Raw genomic sequence first — 24,324 nt, forward strand, 5'->3', positions numbered from 1 at the left:
GGATTCCGCCAGAAACTCACGCCGGCCCGGCACCACGTCGTCCCAGCTCACACAGCAAATGGCGGCTGCCGTACTAGTGAGCTGGTCCAGAAATACGTGAGCAGTAGTGGCAGATGCGGTCGATGATCTGATCGGCGGTCTTCTTCCAGACGAACGGCCGGGCGTTGTCATTCCATACGGCGATCCAGTCCTGCAGCGCGGTGGTGAGTTGCTCGACCGAGCAGAACACCCCGCGCTCCAGGCAGCGGCGCTGAAGCTCGGCGAACCACCGCTCGACCTGATTGAGCCAGGCCGAGTAGGTGGGAGTGAAGTGCAGGGTGAAGCGGGGATGGGCGACGATCCACCGCTGCACCGCCGGTGCCTTGCGAGCTGAGAGGTTGTCGCAGATGACGTGGACGTCCAGGCCGGTGGGGACGATGGCGTCGAGGTCGGCCAGGAAGTCCCGGAAGTCGTCGGCGGTGTGCCGGGCGGTGACCTTGCCCACCACTTTGCCGGTGGCGATGTCGAGGGCTGCGAAGAGGTCGACGGTGCCGTGCCGGACGTAGTCGAAGCTGCGCCGCTCGGGCACGCCGGGCATCATCGGCAGCACTGGAGCGCTGCGCTGCAAGGCTTGGATCTGGGGTTTCTCGTCCACGCTGAACACCACCGCGTTGGCCGGCGGAGCCAGGTAGAGGCCGACAACATCGCGGATCTTGTCGATCAGGAGCGGGTCGGGCGAGATCTTGAATGTTTCGGTCTTCCAGGGTTGTAGCCCGAAGGCCTTCCAGATCCTGGCGACACTGTTCGGCGAGATGCCGATCCGTGCGGCCAGTTGCCGCTTGGACCAGTGTGTCTCGCCCTTCGGGGCGTTCTCCAGCGTCATCACTACCACTTGCTCGACCTGGGCGTCGGTGATGGTGCGGGGCACCCCGGGCCGGGGCTCATCGCTCAGTCCGTCCAGGCGCGCGGCCAGGAACCGGGCCCGCCACTTGGTCACCGTGCCACGAGCGATTCCCAGGCGCGCCGCGACGGCGAGGTTGGATCCGCCCCGCGCGCACTCCAGCACGATCCGCGCCCGTAACGCCAGCCCTTGTGCTGTCGACCGTCGTGACGCCCAGCCCTGCAAGGTCGTCTGTTCGTGCGCGGTCAGCTCCAGCGGCGCCAATCTGCTGTCTGCCACTCCTTGAGCACACCTGCAGTCCGGCCCGAAGTCACCACCGAGATACGGAAAGCAACCCAAGTGGTGACCACGAGACTCACCACCAGCTCACTAGCCGAAGGCGGGCTGGCCGGTGGCCGCGTAGTACATGACCGCGCCGAGCGCGAACACATCGGTCGCCGACGTGGTTGGATGCCCGTGTATCTGCTCGGGCGAGGTGTATTGCGGCGAACCCACCCGCATCCCACTGAGCGTGAGATGGGTCGCGTCGGCCGCCCTGGCCACGCCGAAGTCGATGACCCGGGGGCCGTCGGCCGCCAGCACCACGTTGCTCGGCTTGAGGTCGCGGTGGACGATGCCCGCCGCGTGCACGGCCTGCAGGGCCCTGGCGACCGAGGCAGTCAGGCTCATGATCACCGGCACAGGCAGAGCGCCGGCCAGCGTGGAGACTCGATTATGCGGCGATGGTTTCCTGAGACCTCGCCTTGGTCCAGGTGGCGATCTTCAGGCGGCCTTCGGCCTGCGTTGCAAAGCGGTGCCAGTGGACGTATTCGACCTTGAGGGTGGAGTCGAACGATTCAGCTGCTGCCTGTGGTACGGCTCCTTCGGCCGCCATGCCGTGCGCGATCAACCTGTGACCTGCAACTTCTCGCCTGACTGGCGCAACATCCGAGAACTCCTCATGCCCTGCCCCAACGCCAACGCCAACGCCAACGCCAACGCCAAGAAAGGAGACCATGGGCCCGAGGAGCCCGGCGCCCCGCAGCGTCACGTGACGGCCCACCCTGCCCCCACAGGGAACATTACGAGCAAACTACAGAGCCACTCACACGACACAGGCCGCTGACGAATCGAGCCTAAGTCCAGTCGCCCTCGTGCTCGGGACATTGAAAACCGGTTCCACTGCAGTATCCGCACTCACCGAAGATGGCCTTGCCATCACCGTTACACTTTTCGCAGCGTCTTACAGGCGCGCCGCAACGACAACTTGCTGCCATGTTCTCCCCGTTCTAGATCGCTTGTGCATAGTGCATCGCAATCTTGGTAGAGGATAGAAAGCTCGTCAATAGCGAAAGCCGCAATCTCCGCCCGGTCTTCCCGCCTGCCTGGTCCATCCCTCTCTATCAGACTGGTGTGATACAGGGGACACATGAGTGCTTTTGACACAAAGCAGGGCGAGACGGGACGAAATGCGAAGCAGTGAGGCATTCCGCGTAAGCGCCCATGACGGATCGTGATCGTCGGATCGGCGAAGAGGAATGGCCCCACCCTGCAGATTCTGGCCATCTGGCCCGGAACGTAGTGGAGCCCCTGGTGAGAAGTGGTCTTGCGCCGATCAACTTCCGAACCAGAAACCGCGACGACGGCTTCTGGGGCGCTGCCACCCCCGATCTGAGGTCTTCGAGCTGGCCGACCGGATGGCCGACAGGCACTTCAAGGCCCTGGTGCTGCTGGCCACCTTCGCCAGCCTGCGCTGGGGCGAAGCCATCGCGCTCCGCCGTACCCACATCGACCTGGAACGACGGACGGTCCACGTCCGGGAACAGCTCCTCGAACTGGACGACGGTGAGATGCGCCTCAGCCCGCTCAAGTCGCGAGCTGCCCGGCGAACGGTCAGCATCCCCTCGGCCATCGTCCCGGCGCTGGCCGAACACCTCGCCGAGTTCGTCGACGAGGCCGACGACGCCTTCCTCTTCCTGGGTAAGCGCGGCGGCTTCCTGCGGGGTGGCAACTTCCGGCGGGAGGCCCGGTGGACGGAGTCGGTGAACGAGATGGGAGTCCAGGGGCTGCACTTCCACGATCTTCGACACACGGGAAACACGCTGGCGGCACAGTCCGGCGCGAGTGGCCCGTTAATGGCCCGAACGCCCCGCACCGTGATCGGTTGCGGGGCGTTTTTCGAGGTGGAGCCTAGCGGATTCGAACCGCTGACATCCTGCTTGCAAACAGGAGCCGGCCTCCCCGTAGAGAGGCCTTCGTACTGGTCAGGCGGCAGGTACGGGCTGATGGCATGTGATCACGTAAGCCGATGTTGCTGTACCTGCTGCTGTACACAGCTCCCCGGCCGACGGCCTACCTTGGTCGTTCCGAGGAGGCGTGAACTGCTACCGCAGGATTTCGGCGTCTCGCCCACATCTCAGGCAATGGCTGCGATGTCCCCATCGTCGAAGTAGATCGACTGATGGAGCTGACCGCCGAGAGCAGTGGCGTACCGGGCGAGAACGTCCTGTCCGGAGATCTTGCCTTGCTCGATCTGCGAAACGCGGCCCTTGGTGACCCCCATACGCTGTGCGATGTCCTGCTGGGTCATCCCCCGACTACGGCGGATCTCGGCAAGCCGGTGTCCTTGCACCTTGGCGAGGAGTTCCTGCTTGCCCGCCTCCACGGCTTCCTCGCCGCCGGCACGTTCGACGTGCTCAGCACGGATGTCCTTCCAGCGCGCATATTTCGTCACGATCCGCCCTCCTCCGCCTGCCGTTCCTTCATGTAGACCTCGTAGCGGTGCTCGGCGATCGGGATGGCCTGCCTGTACCAAGCGTTCCACCGCCCGGCCTTATCACCCGCAACCAGCAGGATGCTGGATCGCCACGGATCGAAGGCGAACAAGATCCGCACCGTCCCCGGCCGCAGCTCCTTCAAGTTCTGCAGACGTGAAGCGGTGATTGTATCGACCAGCGGCCGACCCAGACCTGGCCCTCCTTCAGCAAGCAGATCGATCGCTTGCACGACACGCTTATGTGCCGCGTCGTCGAGTTGCTCGATCCATTCGCGCACCTCGTCGACGACGTATACGTCCCACTCGTCGGCCACATACCGAAGTATAGCGAATACTATACCCCTCTACCCGGAAAACCAGCGCACCAGGGCTGCCGCCCTGCGCCGCACGACAACTCATCGGCTTCAGCACGTTCCCCGTCAGCGTGCGGGCAAGATTCTTAATAGCCGCGCCTCGATCTGTAGCGAGCAAGATCATTGCACAGATATTGCACGGCGGCGTGTGCTGGAGGACGTCAGAGTGAGCCACAGCGCGGCCCCGTTGCTGTAATTCTCTGCTGTTCAGGCATCTTCGCGTCGGCCCGGAAGCGGTCCCTGTCCGGTTGCTCCCCTTCTGCTTCGGACCTCTCGGCTGACCAGGCGTGCTACGCGGTAGCACGGAATAGCACAACGCTGTAGACTTGGAATGTGAGTACTCCCGAGCCTGATCACTCCCATGAGATCTCTCAGCGTGACCTACGCAATCGGTCAGCGGAGATCATGGACGGCCTAGAACGTGGGGAGCGATACGCCGTTACCCGTAACGGCCATCACATCGGCGATCTGGTCCCTCTCCGCCGCCGGCGACGGGCCGTGTCACGCGCCGAGTTCGCCGCCGTGTCGCGTGGCATGCCCCGGCTGGACGACCGCGAATACCGCGAGCACATGGACCGCCACGTCAACGACGAGCTCTACGACCCATACGATCGCGCATACGGCAGACGCGAATCCGCCGAGGACGAGTGATGACCCACCCCCTAGGGCTACTCGACACCAACATCCTCATCCTGCGCGCCGGCATAGATCCCGATGAACTTCCCGATGAGCTGATGATCAGCGCCATCACCACCGCGGAGCTCTCAGTCGGCGTCCTGGTGGCGACAGGGCCACAGGAGCTCGCCCAGCGCATGAAGATCCTCCAGACCGCCGAAGCCGAATTCGACCCACTCCCCTTCGACGACACCGCAGCTCGCGAGTACGGCCAGTTGTGGACTGCCGTTATCTCCTCAGGCCGCAAACCACGCCCCCGCACGGCGGATCTGATGATCGCCTGTGTGGCGATCGCGAACCGGCTCCCTCTCTACACCTGCAACCCCAAGGACTTCAAAGGCCTTGATCACCTTCTCACCGTAGTCCCGGTGACCCGTCCGCAGTAGGCCCATGCGAGAGGTGGAAAACGCCAAATAGTGGCAACGAACAGCCGTCGCCATTAGGAGACACCGAGCCACATCGCTGACCGTACAGTCCCCATCTGGCCGACCACCGTGTGCCCGGCTGACCGCCGTTCACAACTCGATTCGCGCCCGGACTTCGGCGCGGTTCACGCCAAGGTGATCGAGTAGTTCCGCGACCGGGTCCGGCCTCCGCTGGTCGAGCAGCGCGAGCAGCAGCCGGCTGGGGGCCTGGGTATTGCGGTTCTTGCGAGTCGTTGTCGTGATCGCCAGGTTGATGGCGGCTCTGGCACTGGTGGTGAGTGCGGTGCCCGCGACCTTAGGGTGGCGGCGCGGCCCGGTCAGCGGCGTCTGGCCCACATCAAGCCCGATCGCCCGCAAGGCCGCCGCGTCGAGCGCGGCCAGCGCGTCGAGGGCGGCGGCCAGATCCACGCCCAAGGCGCAGGCGGTCGCGGAACGCGGGTCGCGCAGCAGGCCGAGCAGCAGATGCTCAGTGCCGATACGACGATCGCCACGCTGCCTGGCTTCCTCGGCCGCGGCCTTCACCACCACCGCGAACGGGCTCTTGTTTGATTCGAACATCACGATCCCCTCATTTCCCGTATTTCGCGTGCACCGACTGCCGCGACATGCCGAGCGCGTCGCCGATCTGCTCCCAGGTCCACCCGTTCTCCCTGGCCAGCGCCACCGAGACCGCCTCGACCTGCTCGGCCAGCCGATGCAGCGCACTCACGGCCCGGAGCCCGACGGCGGGGTCGTTCGACCTGATGCGTTCAGACAGTTCTTCCAGTTCCACGTTGTCAGGCTAGATTGACAGTCCTCCTTTTGTCAATCTAGCCTGACAGGCATGGACGACATCGTGATCATTGGAACGGGGCCTGTCGGCCTCATGCTGGCCTGCGAACTGAGCCTCACCGGCACGGTCCTGATCGTGCTCGACAAGCGGACAGAGCCGGGTGACCTGCCCAAGGCCAACAGGCTCGGCGGGCAGATCATCGACCTGCTCGACCACCGCGGCCTGCTGGTGCGCCTAAGCGTCGGCAGTCCCTTCTTCGGCGTTCCGCCCGGGTTCCCTTTCGGACCGATTCCGCTGCGCTTCGCCGGGCTGGACGACATCCCGCTGCGCATGCTGATGATCCAGCAGCCCCGGCTGGAGCGACTGCTGGGCGAACGCGCGGCCGAACTCGGCGTACGGCGTCTCACCCAACAGCGAATGGCCCAACTGGATCGACGTGATAAGCGCCCGCTGCGACGACCCGCCCGCCGACCTCTTGCTGATCCGCCCGGACGGCTACGTGGCCTGGGCGGACACCGACGGGCTCACGGAAGCGATCAAAACCTGGTTCGGGCACCCATCTGCCGCCCACAGATCGTGAGGACAGACTCGTCACAGCCGCGCGAGCCAGGCGGCCGTGGTCCTCCACCTGCTGACGTACGCGACTCCGGCGCGCTCGGCACCGGTCTGGCGATGCTCCCGGCGGCGCTGGGCATCAGAGGCGTGTCATTGTTCGTCTCGGCACGGCTCAACACCCGGTTCGGGGCGCAAGCGGTCCTGCGGGCGGCCTGCTGCTGATCGCGGCGGGCGTCGTTTCTTCCATGCAGGGGCAGCGAGGATCTGGACGGTGCACCGCTGACGCTGAGCCAAGGTGACGAGCTTGATCACGTCGGCGGCAGGGCCTGCGTCGCACGGGACCAGGAGAGACGAACGAGAGGGCTTAGTGGCTCAGTTAGACACTCACGCCCCGTTCTCATGATCGAGAGCGGGGCGTCTTTCGAGGTGGAGCCTAGCGGATTCGAACCGCTGACATCCTGCTTGCAAACCGACCGATCGTGGCGGGAGACGAGCGTCGACCTGGACGTTCGACTCACCGTGCGTACCCGTGAGTGACCGCTGTTGACCCCTCTTAATGGCCCGGCGATCAATCACGTACCTACGGTCCATGAGCGCGCGCACATCGACCGACGAGGCGAACCCGTGCTGCGCCGCCTCCCGAGAGAACCATGGGTGTCCGGGCCGGTAGCAAGGCTGCCGTAGTCCTCCTCGACTTGCACAGCAGGGAACCGTGGACATCGGGCTCCTGGAACTCCGGACCGATGGTGGCTACCAACCTCTTGTCATCCGCGATCGAGTCGTAAACTCGACAGCATGACGGCACCGCAGGAAGAGTACGAAGATCTTCACCGGCTGGTCGACCAGCTTCGGCCGGATCAGGTGCGTGAAGAGCGTGCGCGGCTGCTCCGGCTAGTCCACTCGCGCATCGAAGAACCTGAGCTCAGCCCCGATGGCCTGCCAACTCTCTTCGGCGCCTTCCAAGCAGGTCGTAGCGACGCCTCGGAACGGGTAGAAGAAATCCTCGCGGAGGACTACGGTCACGAAGCGTGATCGTAGTCGACACCGGCCCGATTGTGGCCGCGACCTTTCGGGACGACAAGAACCACGAGCGTTGCGTGCAGGAGTTCACGCGGCTCCACCACGCCGATCAGCCGCTGCTCGTCCCCAGCTTCGTCGCCGGTGAGAGCTGCTACATGATCGGCAAGCTTGGCGGGGCGAAGGCGGAGGCGGCGTTCCTCCGGCTGCTTGAGTCCGGGTGGTTTCGGCTCGTCGATCTCACTGAGGCGGATCTTTCGAGAATCGCGGTCCTCGTTGAGCGGTACCACGACCTTCCCCTGGGCGCCGCCGATGCCTCAGTAGTGGCCGTGGCGGAGCGGATGCGGGTCACCGAAGTGATGACGATCGATGTCCGGGACTTCTCCGTGGTCCGCCCGGTGCACGTTCCCGCGTTCACCCTGCTCCCTCGGTAGGCGAAACCGACCCGCACCACGCTTGCTGGCCACGTAGCAAGACTCAAGACGCCGCCACCGCCGCCTACTGGCGACTATGACCGCCGAAACACGAACACCCCGTCCCTTGAACAGGAACGAGGTGTGTGGCGGTGGAGCCTAGCGGATTCGAACCGCTGACATCCTGCTTGCAAACCGACCGATCATGGCGGGAGACGAGCGTTGACCTGGACGTTCGACTCTCCGTGCGTACCCGCGAGTGACCGCTGTTGCCCCCTCTTAATGGCCCGCTAATGGCCCGGCGATCACGCCTACACCTGTGGCGGCATACCACGCAGTCCGTCTCCTACTCCTCCGTCCTCCTCGTAACGGTCGGGCTCCGATAAGATCACGCGGCTATGGTGCAGGGCTGATGCTTCTTACCCTGAGGGGCATGCGGCGATGCCTGAAGATCACATTGACGGCCGTGATCGTGATGGGTGTGGCGGCCTGCACGCCTCCCGTGAAGGGAGCGACCGGATTCAGCGTCGATACAGAAGGCCACCCCATCATCGCCTTGGCATGGTGCGATGGCGCAACGCCGGATGGAGTGATCGTCTACCACGACGAACCGTACTCCAGCGCGCCGACCGCTGGCACCACAGGCCACCGTTCGGCCACTCCAAGCATTGAGCCATCCACTCGCATCGTCGATGACGCGAGGTTCATCGCATCGGATCTGGACGGACAGAGCGCGTCGGTTCGTCTCGACGCCCCAGCCGATGGCTGGACGGCGGATCCAGGACCGGTCGTCTTGAAACCTGGGATCACCTACACCGCGTTCGGTTTCCAAGGAAGGGGAAACAGCCAGGTCAATACCGGCCATGTCAGCTTCCGAGCAGTCGACTTGGCAAAGCTCAAACCGGGCCAGGTTCTCGTTCAGCGAGGAGAGAGCATCCCGTTGAAGACTCCAGATGTCAACGGAGTGGACTCAGAGATCGTCTTGGCGGACAAGGTGATCTCCCGGGAGGAGTTCGACCGCGAGGGCCAGGATCCGACCTATTGCTGATCGGGAACCCATTGTCGACCCTGCCGGACCGTCAGCTTGGGAAGTCTTTCAAGATCATGCCGTCTGAGTCCCCGCGACTCCCCCCAAGTCGCCAACCGAACGGGCACGCAACGGGCACGCAGCTTCCAAGGGCGTCGGATTAGAAGTGGAAGGTCTGTCTTCGAGGTGCTGTGGCGTTGACCTGAGGTTTCCGCCCACCATCTTTCTCATCGACAGGTCGTAATCCGCACATGTTCCGGATCTTGCTTTCGGTCTACTCGCTCAAGAGAGGCCTGTCCGGCAGTCACCTGGGGTTCGCCAGATGCCGATCATGTCAGCTGCGAAGCAGATTGGGGATGTGCTGCCAGGCGACGGCTCCGAGATCGGCGTCGGCGGCAGCGTCACCCCGTAAAGGAATCGCGGCCATGCAATGTCCCATTGTTCATGAGGAAGGCTCATGTTCTAGAGGTTCGCTCGATAGCATGCGGGGCCGAAAGTGAAGTCTTGTTGTTGCGGGAGCGTCCCGGCAGGGTGGAACCGCTTGTCCAGCTGATCTAGAGGAGGACTGAGCGGTGACAGGATCATTTCGGGTAGGCCTGCGCGTTGCCGATGTCAAGGCGGCCGGGGATTTCTACCAGGGACTTGGCTTCGACGAGGTGGGCAGGGTGCCCGACGCGGGCGGACGGCCGGTGTTCATCATCCAGGAGCGCGGTGAGGTGCGACTGCTTGTCGACGCGCTGCAGGGCATGCCGTTTCCCGATACCGAGCGTGAACAGCGGATCCAGCAAGGTCCGCGAGGGTTGGGAGTTGCGCTCGGGCTGCGCGTGGACGATCTCGAGGCCGTCTACGCCTACTGCCTCGGCAACGGCTGCGAGATCACCTGCGAGCCGATGAACGAGTCGTGGGGAGACCGGATCTTCGAATGCGTTGATCCGTTCGGGTACCTGTGGGAGTTCTTCACCCCCAGCCAAGACCTGGAGCCCGCGGCCGGCCTTGCGGCGACCCGGGACGCCTGGTTCGGGGAGCGGTCATGAGCGAGTTGCACGACAGCCCGACCGCATGGGTCGCTCGGCACATCCGGGAGTACGTGGAGTCGGGCGGCGAACGTGGGCATCGCAAGTGGGGCGTGAACACGCTCCTGCTCACCGTACGAGGGCGGGCGAGCGGCAAGCTCCGCCGTACAGCGTTGATCTACGGCACGGACGGACCGAGCAGGTATGTTGTGGTGGGGTCCAACGGCGGACTGGCCACACATCCGGCCTGGTATCTCAACCTGCTCGCCAATCCGCAGGTCGGCGTACAGGTCGGTCCGGAGAGCTTTGCTGCACGGGCGGCGGAGGTCACCGGCGCCGACAGAGAGCGGCTGTGGCGGATGATGACGCAGCTGTGGCCGCAGTACATCTCATATCAGGACAAGGTTGACCGCCGGATTCCGGTGATCGTCCTGGAGAGGACGAGCGCCTAGCTGTCGTCGACTAGCTCATCTCGCGCGGCACATCAATACTCCTACGCCCCCTCCGGGGTGATCAGCCGCGCTCCCCGGTGAGCCAGGGTGAGGAACGAACCCTGGATCGTCGATCGCCCCCAAGCACGTACGGCGACTGGCCATGCCGTGGCGATCGTAGGGCGGTATCTGGGCGGCGGCGCGGCAACCCGGCCAGCGCGTTCGGTTGGTACGGCGAGGGCGGCGTGCGGTGCCCGGCCCGGTGTCCCGCCGCCGTCCGGGACCGGCCCCCAGGCCGCACGCCCGGACGGCGGGCGGGCGGAGGGCCGGAGGTACGGCGGCGCGCCGCGCCGCCGCTTGATCACCTATAAGAACAATTCGGCAGTGACTGGCGCGGTCTGGTGGTAGAACGCTCGGTGTGGTGGAGCGACGGGATCGGCTGAGGGCGCTGGGTGAGCTGCTGCGGCGGCTACGCAAGGACAAAGGGCTGACCGGCAAGGGTCTCGCGCAGGTGGCAGGAGTCGCACAGCCTACGATCTCTCGGATTGAGACAGGGCAACTGCTCCCCACTGCCGATACGGTCGAACGGCTGGTTGCCGCACTCCAGCTCGACCAGGCCAGTCGCGCCGAGTTGGATGCTCTGCTTGCACGACTCCGCGACGAGGTCTCCCGCCTGAAGGCTGGGCTTGCCGGCCGGGAGGCTGCCAACGCTTCCCGGATACGAGCGAGTCGTCAGGTGATCTGCTTCCAGTCCGCGATCATTCCCGCGCTTCTGCAGACGGCGGAGTACGCCCGGTTGGCGGTGGCGGTTGGCCGTGATGTCGACGAGGACGACGCATCCAAGGCCGCGGCCGTGCGTGTGGAGGCGCAAGCCGTGCTCTTCGATCCGGCCCGGGAGTTCTCGTTCCTGCTCACGGAGGGAGCCGTACGGACCTGGCCTGGACCTCCCTTGTTGATGTCGGCCCAGCTTGACCGCTTGGCTCAGGTGGCGACGCTGTCTCACGTGAGTCTGGGCGTCGTCCCGTGGACCGTCCAGGTGCCGGCGTTCCCGCTGCACGGATTCACCGTCTACGACGGTTCCGTGAGCGTGGTCGAGAGCTTGACCGGTGATCTCATGCATTCCGAGGCCGACGAGCTGGCGACGCATGTCGAGACGTTCGAGGCGTTCGCGGCCGTGGCGGTGTACGGCGACAAGCTGCGCGCGTTGCTCGGCAGGATCGCTGACGACTTCCAGCGCTTGCCCGATCACTTCTGAGAAGTGACGCATTTATGCGTCGAATAGCTTGAGCTACTTCTAGCCTGACTCATAGTCTGACGCCATCCGATGTATAGCCCCCTAGACGACGGAGCTTCCCCATGTCGGCCTGGCGCTTCTCTCGCTACTTCCTCGGCTCCGCCCCGTCCATCACGGAAGCGCGACGGTTCGTGACCACGCTCCTGCACGGCTGGCCCGTCATCGACGAAGCCGAACTCATCGTCAGCGAACTGGCCACCAACGCGATACGCCACACCAACAGCGGCCGGTTCGGGGGCCGCTTCCTGGTGAGTGTCCAAGCTCACCCGAACCAGCTATGGCTCGGTGTCCTCGACGAGGGCAGTCCGTCCTCACCCAAGGTGTTTCGGCCCTGTCCCGAGGGCGAAGGCGGACGCGGTCTGCTTCTTGTCACCAGCCTGTCGACCAACTGGGGCGTGTGGGGCGACGACCACGGTCGAACGGTATGGGCCATGCTGAGCACGGCACCTCATACGGCAGCACGTCGATGACCTCCTGCCTGGCACCGCATCTTCCGATGCGGCAGTCATCGTGCGCGTCGCTCGACTGGCACGCGCCTCGCGACGACGGGCGATGTCGAGTGATCGCCTGGACCTGCGACTGCCGGTGCGTCTATTACGAACTATGCGAGTCCGGCGGCTTGGCCTTCATCCGGCGTGTCACCCAGGATCGTCCGCCGACCGTCGCCGAGACTCATCGGGTGCGGGTCATGGAAGCCCGTACTACCTGGCAGGCCTTGCTGACGGGTCTGGCTCGGTGAGTCCGCGGGGTGTCCCCAATCGACGCTCGGCAATCCGTGCGGTCAGCTCAAAAACCGGCGAACCGGTTGAAATCATTCTGTCGAGGGGGATAGACGGCAAAGCGTCTAGGGGCCTAGACTCGCTCGCATTGATCAAAGGGGGACCGATGCCGCCGAGTGACGTTGAGCGTATCGCTGCGATAGAAGACCCGTTCCAACTGTTGCGGGTCGCTACCGAGCGTCTCAGCGCTGCTCAGCAGGAGGTCACCGAGCTTGCCCGGCTGCGCAGACGAGTCATCCAGGACTTGCATGCACAAGGGCTCTCGTACGCGCAGATTGCCAAGGAAGCGGGGCTCACTCGCGGTCGCATTCACCAGATCCGGCACACCGGCCCGGCACCCGAAGGCGCGTTCCTCGGCCGGGGCGCTGTGACGGTGGTGACGCCACTGCGTTTCGACGCCGCAACTTCGCGGTCCGTCGTGGCACTGGACGACATGCGCGCCGGCAAGCGTTTGGAGGACCTGGCCCGCAGCTTCGGGTTGGACGTCGCGACCGACAACGTCAGCGTTGACGGAGAGATCAACCTCAACCGGTCCGGCCTGCTGGTCATCTGCGGCCCGCGAATGTCGGCGGCTATGCGTGATACCTACGATCGCGACCCTGTTATCCGGTGGGACCGGGACGACAAGGGCTGGTTGCTGCGGGACACGCGGACAGGCACGGTGTACCGGTCCGGATCCCAGAGCGACCCACAGCGGCCCACCGACTCCGCCTACCTTGGTCGTCTCGCCCGCCCGGACGGCAACGGCACGATCATCGCGATTGCCGGCATCCACCCCAGCGGCTCACTGGGCGTGATCCAACTTCTCGCCAACGAAACGGCCACCCTGTGGGGCCACGTAGGAGATCACCGATTCTCCGCAGTCGTCGCGGTCGAGTACGACCCCACGACCGGGGAACCCATCCGGGCGGAACTGGCAAGTCCCCTGTATCGGCACGACGAGGACTGATCAGCGTGAGCCTGACCTTCGCCACTGAAGTGGCCGGTCCCGACCGGGAAAACGAAGACTTCGTAGGCGCCACCCCTGACGCGGTGGTCGTCCTTGACGGTGCCGGCCATCCCGCACGCCTGCAGACCGGATGCGTCCACAGCGTGGCCTGGTACACGCGCATGCTCGGCTCGTCCCTCCTCGGCATGCTGGCAGTCAACGACCGCCCACTGGCCGACATGCTGGCCGAGAGCATCAAGACCGTCGCCTCACTGCACTCCTCGTCCTGCGACCTCGCCCATCCTGGATCACCATCGGCGACCGTGCTCCTACTCCGCCGTACACCCGACTCCCTCGACTGGCTGGTCCTGGCCGACTCCGTCCTCGTACTAGACATGCACACCACGGCCGAACCCATGGTGATCAGTGACAATCGGCTGGAGAGTGTCGCGGATGGCCTGCGAACACGCCTCGACTCCCTGCCCACCGGCTCCAGCGACCACGAGCAGGAACGCTACGCCTTCGTAGAAGCCCTGCTCCGCCACCGCAACCGAGACAACGGCTACTGGGTCGCCTCCGCCGACCCCCAGGCGGCCGAACACGCCCTCACCGGCAACGTTCCCACCGACGCGGTACGCGCTGCAGCCCTGCTCAGCGACGGGGCATCACGCCTGGTCGACCTCTTCGGCCTCGCCGACTGGCGACAACTGCTGGCCATCCTGGACAACGACGGCCCCACCGAACTCATCAACCAGATCCGTACGGCCGAACGAACCGACCCGCACGGCGCTCGCTGGCCACGCAGCAAAGCCCACGACGATGCCACCGTCGCATACTGGCGACTCTGACACGCCGATCTGTTTACCCCCCTAGACAGTTGGGGAGACTGCGGTTATCGTCCTCTGCATAGCCCCCTAGACAGTTAACCAAGCGGAACTGCCGCTGGCGTCTAGGGGGATAGACAAGGAGGTGAGGGACGATGGCACTTCAGGGACCGATCCCTGTGACGTTCGCAATGGTCTTCCCGCACGGCTGCTATGTCGTGGGGGAGGTCGAGCCGGTGAAGGACTTCGACGCCTCAACCAACGGACGGTTCGTGCAGGCGCGGGACAAGCAGGCCGGTGAACTGGTCTGGCAGGTCTCGGTCATGGACGCGGACCCCACGCTCAAGGCGGCTCAGAAGACGGTGGCGGTGAAGATCCTCTCCCCGGTACAGCCGGTTCCTCCGGCACCTATGCCGGGGCTACCGTTCACACCGGTCGAGTTCGACCAGATAACCGTCACGCCGTACGTTAACGGCAACGACAGGCTCGCCTACTCCATCCGGGTTCGCGAGATGCGGGCTCCCCGGCCGGTCGGCAAGCCCAGTTCAGCGAAGGACGCGGCGTGACAGCCCGGCGTGGACAGGCTCGGCCGACCGGCGTGATCACTCTCAACACCCGTTCCGGTGCGATCGCCGAGAACTACGCCTACCAGCTCCGCACTCCTGTCCTGGCGCTGATGTTCGGACTGGTTCAGGTGCAGGTCACCACGGCAGCGTCGGACCGGGTGACGGCGGCTGAAGTGGAGTTCGCGCGGCAACTCGCAAAGGAGGCGCAGCACTTCGCGCGGTGCGTGGAGCGGATTCATCGGCGCGGGGTGACGGCGGCGTGACGAATCTCGACCCTTACACCTACGTCACGCTGTCGATGCGGCCGGAGTCGGCTCCATGTCTGGGCGTCTCGTTCCACACCGCCGAGCTCCGGGTTCGCGCCGGGATGCTCGACACTCCGCGGCCGTTCCTGGAGTTCTGCTCCGGTGAGGCCGAGGTGTCCATCTCCACCACCGTCGCCGGGCCGGTCTGTGACTCCGACCTGGCCACCGCCCGAGAGATCTTCAATGCCGCCGCTCGCTACCTGGCCGACTGCGAGCGTCTGCACATCGAACAGTCGGCCAAGGCCACCAGCGACACAGCGGCCTGACACGCAAGGCGGGGCCGCCAGAAGCGCCAACTTCCGGCGGCCCCCGATCTTCTTCTCCCTGATCTCACTCACGAGAGGTTCCAAGCTTATGTTCAAGCGGCTGCCTGGTGACGAGACACGCAACCTTGTCACCACCACGCCCGACACGGCCGTCGTCTTCCGCCCGGCCGTCGTCACCACCCCAGCGATCATCACCATCACCATCGTCGCCTGGCGGCTGCTCGCCGGGCTCGTCCGCACGATCTGGCGGCATCCCATCGCGGTCACCACCGCGAGCACCCCCGCCGTCATCACCCTGGTCTACGGCTGGGGTACCGCGCTGCTCCTCACGACTCCGGTCCCGGTCGGTCTCGTCGCTTGGGCGCTGACCGACCGTTCCAGCTTCGCCCGCTGGGTCGGCTACCGGCTGCTGGCCTGGTGGCGGCTCATCTGGGTCTACCGTCGTCACTGGCAACCCGTCATGGTCGTCTCCGGTCTCGGCAGGCACCTGCGAGGCCGCGACTACCTGCCCCGCCTGGGAAAGATCACGTGCACCTCCTGGGCCGACACCGTCACCGTCCGCATGCTCGACGGCCAAGCCGTCAAGGACTGGACCGACCGCACCGACCACCTCGCGCACGGCTTCGGCGCCACCTCCTGCCGCGTCACCGTCGCCAATGCCGGACGGCTCATTCTCACCTTCCCAAGACGTGATCCCCTGGCCGAGCCGATGCCAGCGCTTCCGATCTCCGATGAACCGAGCGTGGGCCCGGTCGAGGTCGGTAAGCAGGAGGACGGGCGGCCTTGGCTGCTCAAGGTGCACGGCACTCATGTCCTGGTCGCGGGTGCCACCGGAGCGGGCAAGGGCTCGGTCATCTGGTCCACGGTCCGCGGGCTGCTCCCGGCCGTTCGGGCAGGCCTGGTCGAGATCTGGGCACTGGATCCCAAGCTGATGGAGCTGTCGTTCGGCCGCATGCTCTTCGGCTCCCGCTATGCCGCTGATCCCGCTGACTGCGCCGACCTGCTGGACGACGCCGTGAAGGTCATGCAGGCCCGAGCCGCGCGCTTCGCCGGCCACCAGCGGGCACACACGCCCACCATTGACGATCCGCTCGTCCTGGTCCTCGTCGACGAGGTGGCCTTCCTGACCGCCTACCAGTCGGACAAGGACCTGAGACGGCGCATCTCCGCTGCTCTGGCCACGCTCACCACGCAAGGGCGCGCGGTCGGGATCGGCGTCATGGCGGCTCTCCAGGATCCCCGCAAGGAGGTCATGAACATCCGCAACCTGTTTCCCGACAAGATCGCACTCAGGCTCGACGAGTCCGAGCAGGTGGACATGGTCCTCGGTGACGGCGCGCGAAACCGTGGCGCGCTGGCCGACCGAATCTCACCTCGTCCGGAGCTGGGCGCGGGCGTGGCCTACGTCCGGCTGGAGACTTCGCCCGACCCGGTCAGAGTCCGCACGGCCTATGTCGCCGATGACGACATCCGCGACATGGCCGCCGAGTTCGCCAGCGCCTCCGAGGTCGGAAAGGAGGTCCGTTGAACGATCCGAGATACGCGTCGGGAGTCTCGATCTCCCGTCGCTCAACCCCACGAGCGCTGCGGATGGCCCAGCCGCTCGCCCGCGAGGTCGCCGAAGAGGTCGCCAAGCTCAACGGCGTCTGCGTCCGGCCCGTCGCCCTCCGGCGGCTCGACCTGGTCACCGGCAAGGCGGAGATCGTCGATGTCCCGTGTGGGGCGACGATGGAGAGCAAGTGTCCTTCCTGCGCCAAGCGCAACCGGCAGCTCCGGATGGCGCAGTGCCGGGAAGGGTGGCACGTCGCCGAAGAACCCGTTGACAGCCCTGCCCCGGCCACCGAGGAACAGCGCTGGCTGGTGGAGTTCCGCGCGGACATGCAGGCTCGGCGCGATGCGGCGGCCGTTGCCGGTGAGAACACCAGCGACTGGGACGCGGTCCTCGTCGGGCTTGACGAGGAGATCAACGAGGCAGGGATGCGCGGCAACGTCGTCGGCCGGACCAGCCCCAAGCGGGTGCGCTCGACCAGGCGGCGGCAGGATGCTCCCGATCTGCCCAAGCGCAAGATGGTCAACACGACCCTCGGGCGGACCTTCGAGTCCTCCGATGGGAAGGTCTATCGGCCCTCGCTGTTCGTCACGCTCACACTCCCGTCGTACGGCAAGGTGCGTGACGGCGTGCCGGTCGACCCGGAGAGCTACGACTACGCGCGGGCGGCCCGCGACGCGCTGCACTTCTCCAAGCTGGTCGATCGGTTCGTGCAGAACCTTCGCCGCGTGGCCGGCTACGACGTGCAGTACTTCGCCAGCGTCGAGCCACAGAAGCGGCTCGCACCACATCTGCACATGGCGATCCGCGGCACTCTGCCACGCGCGGAGATCAAACAGATCGCGGCGGCGACCTACCACCAGGTGTGGTGGCCGTCCTGCGATCGAGTCCGCTTCGAGGGCGATCACCTGCCCGTCTGGCAGGACGGCGTCGGCTACCTTGACCCCGACTCCGGCGAAGTACTGCCAACCTGGGATCAGGCTCTCGACGAGCTGGACCAGGACGACGCGGCCGAACCCTTGCACGTGCTCCGCTTCGGGACTCAGGTGGACGTCAAGGGCATCCTGTCCGGCACTCCGGACGCCGACCAGTGCATTCGCTACCTGTCCAAGTACCTGACCAAGAGCCTCGGCGACGCCCTCGACGGACCGGCCCAGCGAGAGCACGCGGCCCGCTTCGTCGACGCTCTGCGCTACGAACCCTGCTCTCCGTCCTGCCCGAACTGGCTCCGGTACGGCGTGCAGCCCAAGGGCGCCAAGGCCGGCATGGCTCCCGGCCGGTGCCGTTCCAAGGCCCACAAGCCCGAACACCTCGGCTACGCGGGCCGTCGTGTCCTGGTCTCCCGCAAGTGGTCGAACAAGACCATGGCGGAACACAAGCAGGACCGGCGTACCTGGGTCCTGGAAGCCCTCGGCCAGGCCGACGAGCCGACCGATCCGCACCGCTATGTCTGGCGGCCCGTCAAGCCGAGTGACCCGGACCTTTCGCCCATCGGCATACGGCTGCTGCGGAGCGTCGCCGAACGTCAGCGCTGGCGCGCTCACCTGCGAGACCTGGAAGCCAGAGCCAACGGCCAAGATCCTTCGGCAACCGGAGAGGAGGCGGCGTAGATGGACAAGCTCCTGAACGTGGAGGAGGCGGCGGAACTGCTCAACGCCTCCCCTCGCTTCGTCCGGCGGCTGATCGCCGAACGTCGCATCGAGTTCGTCAAGCTCGGCCGGCCCGTGCGCATCCGCGAGTCGGCGCTGATCGCCTACGTCGTCGCGAGCACGGTCGCGCCCATGCGATCCGCCGACGTGACTCCATCCCCCGGGAGGGCCGCCTGATGGCGAACAAGGACAACCACCGCCGTTTCGGCAACATCCGCAAGCGGGAATCGGGACGGTTCCAGATCCGCTACCCCGGGCCTGACGGCCGGATGCACACCGGCTCAACGACGTATGCCACCAGGACGGACGCCGACCGGGCACTGACGCTCATCGAGGCTCAGATGATCTCGGGGGACTGGACGGACCCAGATCGCGGCAAGGTCGAACTCGGCGCGTACGCCCAGACCTGGATCAAGGAGCGTCCCGGCCTGCGCCCGAAGACGGTCGAGCTGTACACATGGCTGCTTGACCGCCACATCATGCCGACACTCGGCGGGGTGGCGATCGGCAAGCTCACAACTCAGATGATCCGCACCTGGCGCGCGGGTCTTCTCGGCAACGGCGTCTCGGTCTCCACCGCCGCCAAAGCGTACCGCCTGCTGCGGGCCGTCCTGATGACGGCGGCCGAAGAGGACAAGCTGATCGCCCGCAACCCGTGCCGCATCAAGGGCGCCGACAACGAGCAGACACCCGAGCGGCCCGTCCTCACCGTGGCCCAGGTCTTCGAGCTGGCCGACCGGATGGCCGACAGGCGCTTCAAGGCCCTGGTGCTGCTGGCCACCTTCGCGAGCCTGCGCTGGGGCGAAGCCATCGCGCTCCGCCGTACCGGCATCGACCTGGAACGACGGACGGTCCATGTCCGGGAACAGCTCCTCGAACTGGACGACGGTGAGATGCGCCTCAGCCCACTCAAGTCGCGAGCTGCCCGGCGAACGGTCAGCATCCCCTCGGCCATCGTTCCGGCGCTGGCCGAACACCTCGCCGAGTTCGTCGACGAGGCTGACGATGCCTTCCTGTTCCTGGGCAAGCGTGGCGGCTTCCTGCGGGGCGGCAACTTCCGGCGTGAGGCCCGGTGGGCGGACGCGCTGAAAGAGATGGGAGTCCAGGGGCTGCACTTCCACGATCTCCGGCATACGGGAAACACGCTGGCGGCACAGTCCGGCGCGAGCCTGGCCGACCTCAAAGCGCGCATGGGACACGACAGCGACCGAGCGGCCCTGATCTACCAGCACGCGACACGCGACGCGGACCAGAGGATCGCCGATGCTCTCAGCGCACGAGTGGAGGCCGAGCAGAAGGCACGTACGAAGAGAGGTGACGACACCGTCGCCGCTGGTTAATGGCCCGTTAATGGCCCGAACGCCCCGCACCGTGATCGGTTGCGGGGCGTTTTTCGAGGTGGAGCCTAGCGGATTCGAACCGCTGACATCCTGCTTGCAAAGCAGGCGCTCTGCCAGCTGAGCTAAGGCCCCTTCGACGAAGATAGCTTACCGGGCTGGCGCCGGTATGTGGTGCGGGCCCAGGTCGTCGCTGAGGATCAGGCCGGGGAAGTCGGCGATCGAGTCGAGGATGTGGGTGGCGCCGCCCTTCTGGAGGCGTTCGCGGCTGTGAACGCCGGTCATGACGCCGGCCACGACGGAGGCGCCGGCTCGGCGACCGCTGAGCATGTCGCTCTCGGCGTCGCCCACGACGGCCACCTGGCGTACGTCGTCGATGCCGAGCTGGAGGACGGCGTGCAGGATCATGTCGGGCCAGGGCCGGCCGCGACCGCCCGCGTCTTCGGGGGAGATGGCCAGGTCGATCTTGTCGTCCCAGCTGAGGACGCTCAGGACACGGCCCAGGGTGGCGCGGCTGAAGCCGGTGATGACGGCGAGCCTGACGCCGGAGCCGCGGATTTTCTCGAGGACCTCGAGCACGCCGGGCATGGGGACGAGCCCCGCCCGTTCGACGGTGCCCTCGTACGATCGCTCGAACGTGAGGTTGGCCGCCTGCGCCTGGGCCTCGTTGTCGGGGAAGATCCCCCGGAAGACATCGATCTTGGGACAGCCCCGGGACCGGTGCACATGAACCATGGCTCGTGCGTACGCTCCGGTCCCGGGGACTATGCCCTGCGTGGCTATCGCCTCGGCGAAAGCGCGCTCGACCATGGCGATGTCACCGACTGTTGTGCCGGCCAGATCCAGGCACGCCAGCTTGATGGGGACGACGTCACTCATCGCCTCGCCAGGTCGGTTAGTTCTCGCTGCCGGTGGCCTCGGTCCAGAGATCGAGCTCGGCGCGGTCAGCCTGCACTTTGCGCCAGACCAGCAGCCCCCCAAGGGCGATCAGCGCCAGAACAACCAGCTTCTTCACGGTGTGACCCCACTTCTTCGACGGTCTCACCTGCCGGGGTGAGACCCAACGGTTGACAGCAGCCTAGCAAGGGATGGCTGCGGTCCTGTGTCGCGCACGAACCAGATGTATCGGATGTGCGAGGTTGGACCAGGCTGTCCCGGGTGGGACCAGCCCTGACCCGTCCTATCTTGGACAACACTCGGATCATGCCAAACAATCGCGGCTCGGGTCGAACCCTACTCGGGGGATGCGGGCTGTGCGCTGGTGTCGGTACGGGTTCTGGATCGTTCGGCCCATCTGACGGCGGGGGCCATGGCAAGGCCCGCCACCAGGAATCCGGCGCCGATCACGAGCCATCCAGCGGCGCCCCAGCCCATCACGACCGTGGTGAGGACGATCGGGCCGAGCATCCTGGCCAAGGCCACGCTGGTACCGAAGAAGCCCTGGTATTCACCGTGCTTGTCGTCGGGGGCCAGCGCGAAGCTGATCTCCCAGGCGCCGGCGGCCTGCAGCATCTCGCCGAGGACCTGGAGCGCCATCGCGATCAGCAGGACGGCCGCGGCGAGCCAGGCCGAGGAGCCGGTGGCCGACAGGGCGAACACCATGCAGGCCGCGAGCATGACCAGCCCGGCGTGGCGTACGGATCTGGAGGCGTCCGGCAGTCCCCGGACGCGGCGGGCGACGCGGACCTGGAAGAGCAGGACTCCGGCCGTGTTGATCACGAGCAGGACGGAGACCATCCAGGTCGGCGCGGAGGTGCGCTGGGCGATCCACAGCGGGACGACCAGGCTGAGCAGCGGCATGTAGAAGAGCATGACCGTGTTGATCAGCGTGACCAGCGCGTACGGCCGGTCGCGCAGCACGGCCGGCCGTCGGCGGGACGGCACGGCCGGCACGGCGGGCAGCCGGAGCAGCATGAGCGCGGCGGCCAGGAAGCCGGCGGCGTCCAGGAGGAACAGGGTCAGGTACGCCTCGCGCGTGTCGAGGTGGAGGGCGAGGCCGCCCAGGGCTGCGCCGACGGCGAGGCCGCCGTTCAGGGTCGCCTGGAGGACGGCCCGCACCTCGGTCCGTTTGGCGGGTTCGATCAGGCCGGCGAGCAGGGCCTGGCGGACGGCCGACAGCCCGGTCTGAGCGGTGCCGTACAGGCAGGCGACGAGTACGAAGACCGCGAAGGACCGGACGAGGACGAACGACGCGACGGCCGTGGCGGTGGTGACGGCGAGCAGGACGGCGACGCCGCGGGGGCCGTACCGGTCGGCCAGGCGGCCGATCGGGATGCCGGCGAGCGCGCCGACGGCCCAGCCCAGGGTGAGGCCGAAGCCGATCTGGGTGGGGGTCAGGCCGATGATCCTGGCGAAGTACAGCGCCGAGGTGACCAGGTAGGCGCCGTCGCCGATGGAGTTCGCCAGCTGTGCCAGGGCCAGCACTCGCCTGGGCGACATGTCAGACCTTGTGCGAACTGGCGGTGTCATGCGGCGAATCTACGGACGGACTTGTCCCCGATATAAGCTCCAATTTCTGGTCAAGTGATTGGGCCAAACATGGACGTGCACGTGACCCTGTCCGGGCGCGGTGACCTGGCCGCTCAGGTCTACCGGCAACTGCTGGAGGCGATCCTCGACGGGCGGCTCAGGTCGGGCGAGCGGCTGCCGCCGACGCGGGAGCTGGCGCGGCGGCTGGAGATCTCGCGCAACGGTGGCCGTGGCCTACGACCGGCTGGTGGCCGACGGGTTCCTGGCGGGACGGGCGGGCGCGGGGACGTTCGTCTCGGCGGAGCCGGTGCGGGGCCGGGCCGCGCCGAAGGGGGTCGTCCGGCCGCGGGCGGTGTGGGAGACGATCCCGCCGTTCAGCCCGATGGCGCCGGCGACGTACGACTTCCGGGTGGGGGTGCCGGATCCGCGGCTGTTCCCGATCGAGAGCTGGCGCCGGTTGATGGCCCACGAGTCGCGCGCGAGCACCGCCGGATACGGGGATCCGGCGGGGCACGAGGGGCTACGGGAGGCCATCTCCCGGCATATCGGGATCAGCCGATCGGTGCGAGCGGGTGCCGGCGACGTGCTCATCACGAACGGCGCCCAGCAGGCGCTCGACCTCGTCGGGCGGGTTCTCGTCGAGCCGGGCGCCTGCGTGGCCGTGGAGGAGCCCGGCTACCCGCCCGCGCGGCTGCTGTTCCGCTCGCTCGGCGCGCGGGTCGCCGGAGTGCCCGTGGACGGCGAGGGCATCGACGTCTCGGCCATCCCGAGCGCGGCGCGGCTGGTGTACGTGACGCCGTCACACCAGTTCCCGCTCGGTACACCCATGTCACTGGCCCGCCGGGCAGCGCTGCTGGCCTGGGCGAAGCGGCGGCAGGCGGTGGTGATCGAGGATGACTACGACAGTGAGTTCCGCTTCGGCGACCGTCCGCTGGAGCCGCTGCAGAGCCTGGACCGGGCGGGCCGGGTGATCTACGTCGGCTCGTTCTCCAAGACGCTGCTGCCGACGCTCCGTCTGGGCTTCCTGGTCGCGCCCGCCTCACTCGGCCCCGCGCTGCGCGCGGCCCGGCGGCTGACCGACTGGCACGGGACGCTGCCCGTCCAGGCGACACTGGCCAGGTTCATCGATGAGGGGCTGCTGGCCCGGCACATCAGGAAGGCGACCCGTGAATACGCCGCCAGGCACGCGCTGATCGCCGACGCTCTGGACCGGGACGACCGGCTCCGCCGGGTGCCGTCGGTCGCGGGCCTGCATCTCTGCGCCCGCTTCGCCCCGGGCGTGTCGGTACGGCCCGCGCCCGAACTGGCGGTGGAGCAGCTCGACGCCTACCGGGGCGAGACCACGGCGCAGCCCGGTCTGGTGCTGGGCTACGGCGCGATCGGGCAGCAGGCCATCCCGGAGGGGCTGCGGCTGCTCGCCCGGTCGCTGATCCCGGAGGGGTCGCTCGGCCGGTCGCTAGAGATCTCTCCGGCTCCAGAACCTCTTGGCCCGCTCGCCTGACAGCTCAGGCTCGTCGGGCGGCGAGGGCTGCTGCACGATGACCACCGTGGTCCTCGCGTGGCGGGCGCAGTACATGCTGGTCGACGGCAGGAACATCCGGCTGAACAGACCCCGGCGGCTGCGGCCGAGGACCAGGAGGTCGCCCTCACGGGCGAGGTCGACGAGGTGGTAGCCGGGGTCGCCGACCCTGCCGGCCACGACCGTGGTGAGGTCTTCGGGCATCCCACCGGCCACGTCGTCGAACACGCCCGCGACCAGCTCGGCGCACCTGGCCTCCTCGCCGGCCCTGATGGTGTTCTGCACGGGCAGCGCCTCGGGGAACGGATGCACCGGCGCCCGGCTCACGTGCACGGCGACGAGGGCCATCCGGTGCAGCCTGGCCGCGCCGATCGCCCAGGCCAGGGCCCATCGCGAGGCCGGGGTCTCGTCCACCCCGACGATCAGCCTCGCTCCGCCGGGCAGGTCATGATCCACGGCGACTCCTTGGAGAGGTACTCGACCATAGTGCGCCCGGCCGCCGGTTACCTGAAGGTGGCAATTT

32 protein-coding genes, 1 tRNA gene and 1 pseudogene are annotated in these 24,324 nt (G+C 66.6%); 22 read left to right on the forward strand and 12 right to left on the reverse strand.

What is annotated here, in order from left to right:
- Positions 1 to 73: 73 nt before the first annotated feature.
- The 3 genes from AC5L3X_RS23805 to AC5L3X_RS23815 all read right to left on the reverse strand — a co-directional run bounded on the left by AC5L3X_RS23805 (position 74) and on the right by AC5L3X_RS23815 (position 1,769).
- The gene (locus AC5L3X_RS23805; RefSeq protein WP_494859709.1) at positions 74 to 1,159 is read right to left on the reverse strand and encodes an IS630 family transposase; all 1,086 of its coding nucleotides are present in this window, start codon (positions 1,157 to 1,159) and stop codon (positions 74 to 76) included.
- 90 nt (positions 1,160 to 1,249) lie between these two features.
- Positions 1,250 to 1,561: a protein kinase domain-containing protein gene (locus AC5L3X_RS23810; protein WP_494859711.1), complete on the reverse strand. Its 312-nt coding sequence runs from the start codon at positions 1,559 to 1,561 to the stop codon at positions 1,250 to 1,252.
- 31 nt (positions 1,562 to 1,592) lie between these two features.
- Positions 1,593 to 1,769 (reverse strand): hypothetical protein, encoded by a 177-nt coding sequence (locus tag AC5L3X_RS23815; RefSeq protein WP_494859713.1) that lies wholly within the window; start codon positions 1,767 to 1,769, stop codon positions 1,593 to 1,595.
- Between the two features lie 787 nt (positions 1,770 to 2,556).
- Between AC5L3X_RS23815 and AC5L3X_RS23820 the strand changes: the two genes are divergently transcribed.
- Entirely contained in the window at positions 2,557 to 3,312 is a 756-nt protein-coding gene (locus tag AC5L3X_RS23820; RefSeq protein WP_494859714.1) for a site-specific integrase, read from the forward strand.
- On the opposite strand, the gene AC5L3X_RS23825 is transcribed toward AC5L3X_RS23820, so the two are convergent.
- Positions 3,276 to 3,593, reverse strand: a complete 318-nt coding sequence (locus tag AC5L3X_RS23825; protein WP_494859716.1) for a helix-turn-helix domain-containing protein — start codon at positions 3,591 to 3,593, stop codon at positions 3,276 to 3,278. The genes AC5L3X_RS23820 and AC5L3X_RS23825 overlap by 37 nt on opposite strands.
- Positions 3,590 to 3,949, reverse strand: coding sequence for a type II toxin-antitoxin system RelE/ParE family toxin (locus tag AC5L3X_RS23830; protein WP_494859718.1), 360 nt, complete (start codon positions 3,947 to 3,949; stop codon positions 3,590 to 3,592). The genes AC5L3X_RS23825 and AC5L3X_RS23830 overlap by 4 nt, the downstream gene beginning before the upstream one ends.
- A gap of 537 nt (positions 3,950 to 4,486) precedes the next feature.
- Here AC5L3X_RS23830 and AC5L3X_RS23835 point away from each other — a divergent pair.
- The gene (locus tag AC5L3X_RS23835) at positions 4,487 to 4,639 is read left to right on the forward strand and encodes a hypothetical protein (protein ID WP_494859719.1); all 153 of its coding nucleotides are present in this window, start codon (positions 4,487 to 4,489) and stop codon (positions 4,637 to 4,639) included.
- Positions 4,639 to 5,049, forward strand: a complete 411-nt coding sequence (locus AC5L3X_RS23840; RefSeq protein WP_494859721.1) for a type II toxin-antitoxin system VapC family toxin — start codon at positions 4,639 to 4,641, stop codon at positions 5,047 to 5,049. Before AC5L3X_RS23835 ends, AC5L3X_RS23840 begins: the two co-directional genes overlap by 1 nt.
- Before the next feature lie 129 nt (positions 5,050 to 5,178).
- On the opposite strand, the gene AC5L3X_RS23845 is transcribed toward AC5L3X_RS23840, so the two are convergent.
- Both AC5L3X_RS23845 and AC5L3X_RS23850 read right to left on the reverse strand, forming a co-directional pair.
- Complete coding sequence (locus tag AC5L3X_RS23845) at positions 5,179 to 5,646, reverse strand: Clp protease N-terminal domain-containing protein (protein ID WP_494859950.1); 468 nt, start codon at positions 5,644 to 5,646, stop codon at positions 5,179 to 5,181.
- A 10-nt stretch (positions 5,647 to 5,656) separates the two neighbouring features.
- On the reverse strand, positions 5,657 to 5,860 hold the full coding sequence (locus tag AC5L3X_RS23850; RefSeq protein ID WP_494859723.1) for a hypothetical protein: 204 nt from the start codon (positions 5,858 to 5,860) through the stop codon (positions 5,657 to 5,659).
- Positions 5,861 to 5,911: 51 nt separating this feature from the next.
- On the opposite strand from AC5L3X_RS23850, the gene AC5L3X_RS23855 reads away from it, so the two are divergent.
- From AC5L3X_RS23855 to AC5L3X_RS23935, 17 genes are all read left to right on the forward strand, one after another.
- Positions 5,912 to 6,637, forward strand: a complete 726-nt coding sequence (locus AC5L3X_RS23855; protein ID WP_494859725.1) for an FAD-dependent monooxygenase — start codon at positions 5,912 to 5,914, stop codon at positions 6,635 to 6,637.
- Between the two features lie 573 nt (positions 6,638 to 7,210).
- Positions 7,211 to 7,447 carry a hypothetical protein gene (locus AC5L3X_RS23860; protein WP_494859727.1) on the forward strand — a complete coding sequence of 79 codons (237 nt, stop codon included), beginning with the start codon at positions 7,211 to 7,213 and terminating at the stop codon, positions 7,445 to 7,447.
- Positions 7,444 to 7,866 (forward strand): type II toxin-antitoxin system VapC family toxin, encoded by a 423-nt coding sequence (locus AC5L3X_RS23865; RefSeq protein WP_494859729.1) that lies wholly within the window; start codon positions 7,444 to 7,446, stop codon positions 7,864 to 7,866. The genes AC5L3X_RS23860 and AC5L3X_RS23865 overlap by 4 nt, the downstream gene beginning before the upstream one ends.
- 412 nt (positions 7,867 to 8,278) lie before the next feature.
- Positions 8,279 to 8,893 carry a hypothetical protein gene (locus tag AC5L3X_RS23870; RefSeq protein WP_494859730.1) on the forward strand — a complete coding sequence of 205 codons (615 nt, stop codon included), beginning with the start codon at positions 8,279 to 8,281 and terminating at the stop codon, positions 8,891 to 8,893.
- 551 nt (positions 8,894 to 9,444) lie between these two features.
- Entirely contained in the window at positions 9,445 to 9,906 is a 462-nt protein-coding gene (locus tag AC5L3X_RS23875) for a VOC family protein (RefSeq protein WP_494859731.1), read from the forward strand.
- Positions 9,903 to 10,337, forward strand: coding sequence for a nitroreductase family deazaflavin-dependent oxidoreductase (locus AC5L3X_RS23880; RefSeq protein ID WP_494859732.1), 435 nt, complete (start codon positions 9,903 to 9,905; stop codon positions 10,335 to 10,337). The genes AC5L3X_RS23875 and AC5L3X_RS23880 overlap by 4 nt, the downstream gene beginning before the upstream one ends.
- Before the next feature lie 397 nt (positions 10,338 to 10,734).
- The gene (locus AC5L3X_RS23885) at positions 10,735 to 11,571 is read left to right on the forward strand and encodes a helix-turn-helix domain-containing protein (RefSeq protein ID WP_494859733.1); all 837 of its coding nucleotides are present in this window, start codon (positions 10,735 to 10,737) and stop codon (positions 11,569 to 11,571) included.
- Between the two features lie 101 nt (positions 11,572 to 11,672).
- Entirely contained in the window at positions 11,673 to 12,080 is a 408-nt protein-coding gene (locus AC5L3X_RS23890; protein ID WP_189122479.1) for an ATP-binding protein, read from the forward strand.
- A gap of 415 nt (positions 12,081 to 12,495) precedes the next feature.
- Entirely contained in the window at positions 12,496 to 13,338 is an 843-nt protein-coding gene (locus tag AC5L3X_RS23895) for a sigma factor-like helix-turn-helix DNA-binding protein (protein ID WP_494859735.1), read from the forward strand.
- A gap of 5 nt (positions 13,339 to 13,343) precedes the next feature.
- Positions 13,344 to 14,165 carry an integrase gene (locus AC5L3X_RS23900; protein WP_494859736.1) on the forward strand — a complete coding sequence of 274 codons (822 nt, stop codon included), beginning with the start codon at positions 13,344 to 13,346 and terminating at the stop codon, positions 14,163 to 14,165.
- A 131-nt stretch (positions 14,166 to 14,296) separates the two neighbouring features.
- A complete protein-coding gene (locus AC5L3X_RS23905) occupies positions 14,297 to 14,707 on the forward strand; it encodes a plasmid replication, integration and excision activator (RefSeq protein ID WP_494859737.1) in 411 nt (136 codons plus the stop codon).
- Positions 14,704 to 14,970, forward strand: a complete 267-nt coding sequence (locus AC5L3X_RS23910; RefSeq protein WP_189122475.1) for a hypothetical protein — start codon at positions 14,704 to 14,706, stop codon at positions 14,968 to 14,970. Before AC5L3X_RS23905 ends, AC5L3X_RS23910 begins: the two co-directional genes overlap by 4 nt.
- Entirely contained in the window at positions 14,967 to 15,278 is a 312-nt protein-coding gene (locus AC5L3X_RS23915; protein WP_494859739.1) for a hypothetical protein, read from the forward strand. The genes AC5L3X_RS23910 and AC5L3X_RS23915 overlap by 4 nt, the downstream gene beginning before the upstream one ends.
- Before the next feature lie 88 nt (positions 15,279 to 15,366).
- Complete coding sequence (locus AC5L3X_RS23920; protein ID WP_494859741.1) at positions 15,367 to 16,806, forward strand: FtsK/SpoIIIE domain-containing protein; 1,440 nt, start codon at positions 15,367 to 15,369, stop codon at positions 16,804 to 16,806.
- A gap of 62 nt (positions 16,807 to 16,868) precedes the next feature.
- A complete protein-coding gene (locus tag AC5L3X_RS23925; RefSeq protein WP_494859952.1) occupies positions 16,869 to 18,437 on the forward strand; it encodes a replication initiator in 1,569 nt (522 codons plus the stop codon).
- Positions 18,438 to 18,653 (forward strand): helix-turn-helix domain-containing protein, encoded by a 216-nt coding sequence (locus AC5L3X_RS23930; RefSeq protein WP_494859743.1) that lies wholly within the window; start codon positions 18,438 to 18,440, stop codon positions 18,651 to 18,653. It begins immediately after the preceding gene.
- On the forward strand, positions 18,653 to 19,816 hold the full coding sequence (locus tag AC5L3X_RS23935) for a tyrosine-type recombinase/integrase (protein ID WP_494859744.1): 1,164 nt from the start codon (positions 18,653 to 18,655) through the stop codon (positions 19,814 to 19,816). Before AC5L3X_RS23930 ends, AC5L3X_RS23935 begins: the two co-directional genes overlap by 1 nt.
- Before the next feature lie 59 nt (positions 19,817 to 19,875).
- Here AC5L3X_RS23935 and AC5L3X_RS23940 read toward each other — a convergent pair.
- From AC5L3X_RS23940 to AC5L3X_RS23955, 4 genes are all read right to left on the reverse strand, one after another.
- Positions 19,876 to 19,948: transfer RNA gene (locus AC5L3X_RS23940), tRNA-Ala, on the reverse strand.
- Positions 19,949 to 19,963: 15 nt separating this feature from the next.
- A complete protein-coding gene (locus tag AC5L3X_RS23945) occupies positions 19,964 to 20,692 on the reverse strand; it encodes an HAD-IA family hydrolase (protein ID WP_494859746.1) in 729 nt (242 codons plus the stop codon).
- Positions 20,693 to 20,708: 16 nt separating this feature from the next.
- A complete protein-coding gene (locus AC5L3X_RS23950) occupies positions 20,709 to 20,828 on the reverse strand; it encodes a DLW-39 family protein (protein ID WP_214635294.1) in 120 nt (39 codons plus the stop codon).
- A gap of 218 nt (positions 20,829 to 21,046) precedes the next feature.
- Complete coding sequence (locus AC5L3X_RS23955) at positions 21,047 to 22,252, reverse strand: MFS transporter (RefSeq protein ID WP_494859747.1); 1,206 nt, start codon at positions 22,250 to 22,252, stop codon at positions 21,047 to 21,049.
- Positions 22,253 to 22,351: 99 nt separating this feature from the next.
- Between AC5L3X_RS23955 and AC5L3X_RS23960 the strand changes: the two are divergent.
- Positions 22,352 to 22,450, forward strand: a pseudogene (locus tag AC5L3X_RS23960) (hypothetical protein); the annotation flags it as partial.
- 55 nt (positions 22,451 to 22,505) lie between these two features.
- On the forward strand, positions 22,506 to 23,783 hold the full coding sequence (pdxR, locus tag AC5L3X_RS23965) for a MocR-like pyridoxine biosynthesis transcription factor PdxR (protein WP_494859749.1): 1,278 nt from the start codon (positions 22,506 to 22,508) through the stop codon (positions 23,781 to 23,783).
- Here pdxR and AC5L3X_RS23970 read toward each other — a convergent pair.
- Entirely contained in the window at positions 23,739 to 24,257 is a 519-nt protein-coding gene (locus AC5L3X_RS23970; RefSeq protein WP_494859751.1) for a universal stress protein, read from the reverse strand. The two genes, pdxR and AC5L3X_RS23970, sit on opposite strands and share 45 nt — an antisense overlap.
- Positions 24,258 to 24,324 lie beyond the last annotated feature (67 nt).

Source organism: Nonomuraea sp. CX421, from assembly GCF_059358955.1.

Bases quoted from the DNA above. Each gene is read 5' to 3' on its own strand.
- AC5L3X_RS23935 (WP_494859744.1), top strand. From the start codon at position 18,653: ATGGCGAACAAGGACAACCACCGCCGTTTCGGCAACATCCGCAAGCGG.
- AC5L3X_RS23905 (WP_494859737.1), top strand. From the start codon at position 14,297: ATGGCACTTCAGGGACCGATCCCTGTGACGTTCGCAATGGTCTTCCCG.
- AC5L3X_RS23930 (WP_494859743.1), top strand. From the start codon at position 18,438: ATGGACAAGCTCCTGAACGTGGAGGAGGCGGCGGAACTGCTCAACGCC.
- AC5L3X_RS23880 (WP_494859732.1), top strand. From the start codon at position 9,903: ATGAGCGAGTTGCACGACAGCCCGACCGCATGGGTCGCTCGGCACATC.
- AC5L3X_RS23895 (WP_494859735.1), top strand. From the start codon at position 12,496: ATGCCGCCGAGTGACGTTGAGCGTATCGCTGCGATAGAAGACCCGTTC.
- AC5L3X_RS23925 (WP_494859952.1), top strand. From the start codon at position 16,869: ATGGCCCAGCCGCTCGCCCGCGAGGTCGCCGAAGAGGTCGCCAAGCTC.
- AC5L3X_RS23920 (WP_494859741.1), top strand. From the start codon at position 15,367: ATGTTCAAGCGGCTGCCTGGTGACGAGACACGCAACCTTGTCACCACC.
- AC5L3X_RS23890 (WP_189122479.1), top strand. From the start codon at position 11,673: ATGTCGGCCTGGCGCTTCTCTCGCTACTTCCTCGGCTCCGCCCCGTCC.
- AC5L3X_RS23840 (WP_494859721.1), top strand. From the start codon at position 4,639: ATGACCCACCCCCTAGGGCTACTCGACACCAACATCCTCATCCTGCGC.
- AC5L3X_RS23945 (WP_494859746.1), bottom strand. From the start codon at position 20,692: ATGAGTGACGTCGTCCCCATCAAGCTGGCGTGCCTGGATCTGGCCGGC.
- AC5L3X_RS23855 (WP_494859725.1), top strand. From the start codon at position 5,912: ATGGACGACATCGTGATCATTGGAACGGGGCCTGTCGGCCTCATGCTG.
- AC5L3X_RS23955 (WP_494859747.1), bottom strand. From the start codon at position 22,252: ATGTCGCCCAGGCGAGTGCTGGCCCTGGCACAGCTGGCGAACTCCATC.
- AC5L3X_RS23860 (WP_494859727.1), top strand. From the start codon at position 7,211: ATGACGGCACCGCAGGAAGAGTACGAAGATCTTCACCGGCTGGTCGAC.
- AC5L3X_RS23820 (WP_494859714.1), top strand. From the start codon at position 2,557: ATGGCCGACAGGCACTTCAAGGCCCTGGTGCTGCTGGCCACCTTCGCC.
- AC5L3X_RS23845 (WP_494859950.1), bottom strand. From the start codon at position 5,646: ATGTTCGAATCAAACAAGAGCCCGTTCGCGGTGGTGGTGAAGGCCGCG.
- AC5L3X_RS23870 (WP_494859730.1), top strand. From the start codon at position 8,279: ATGCGGCGATGCCTGAAGATCACATTGACGGCCGTGATCGTGATGGGT.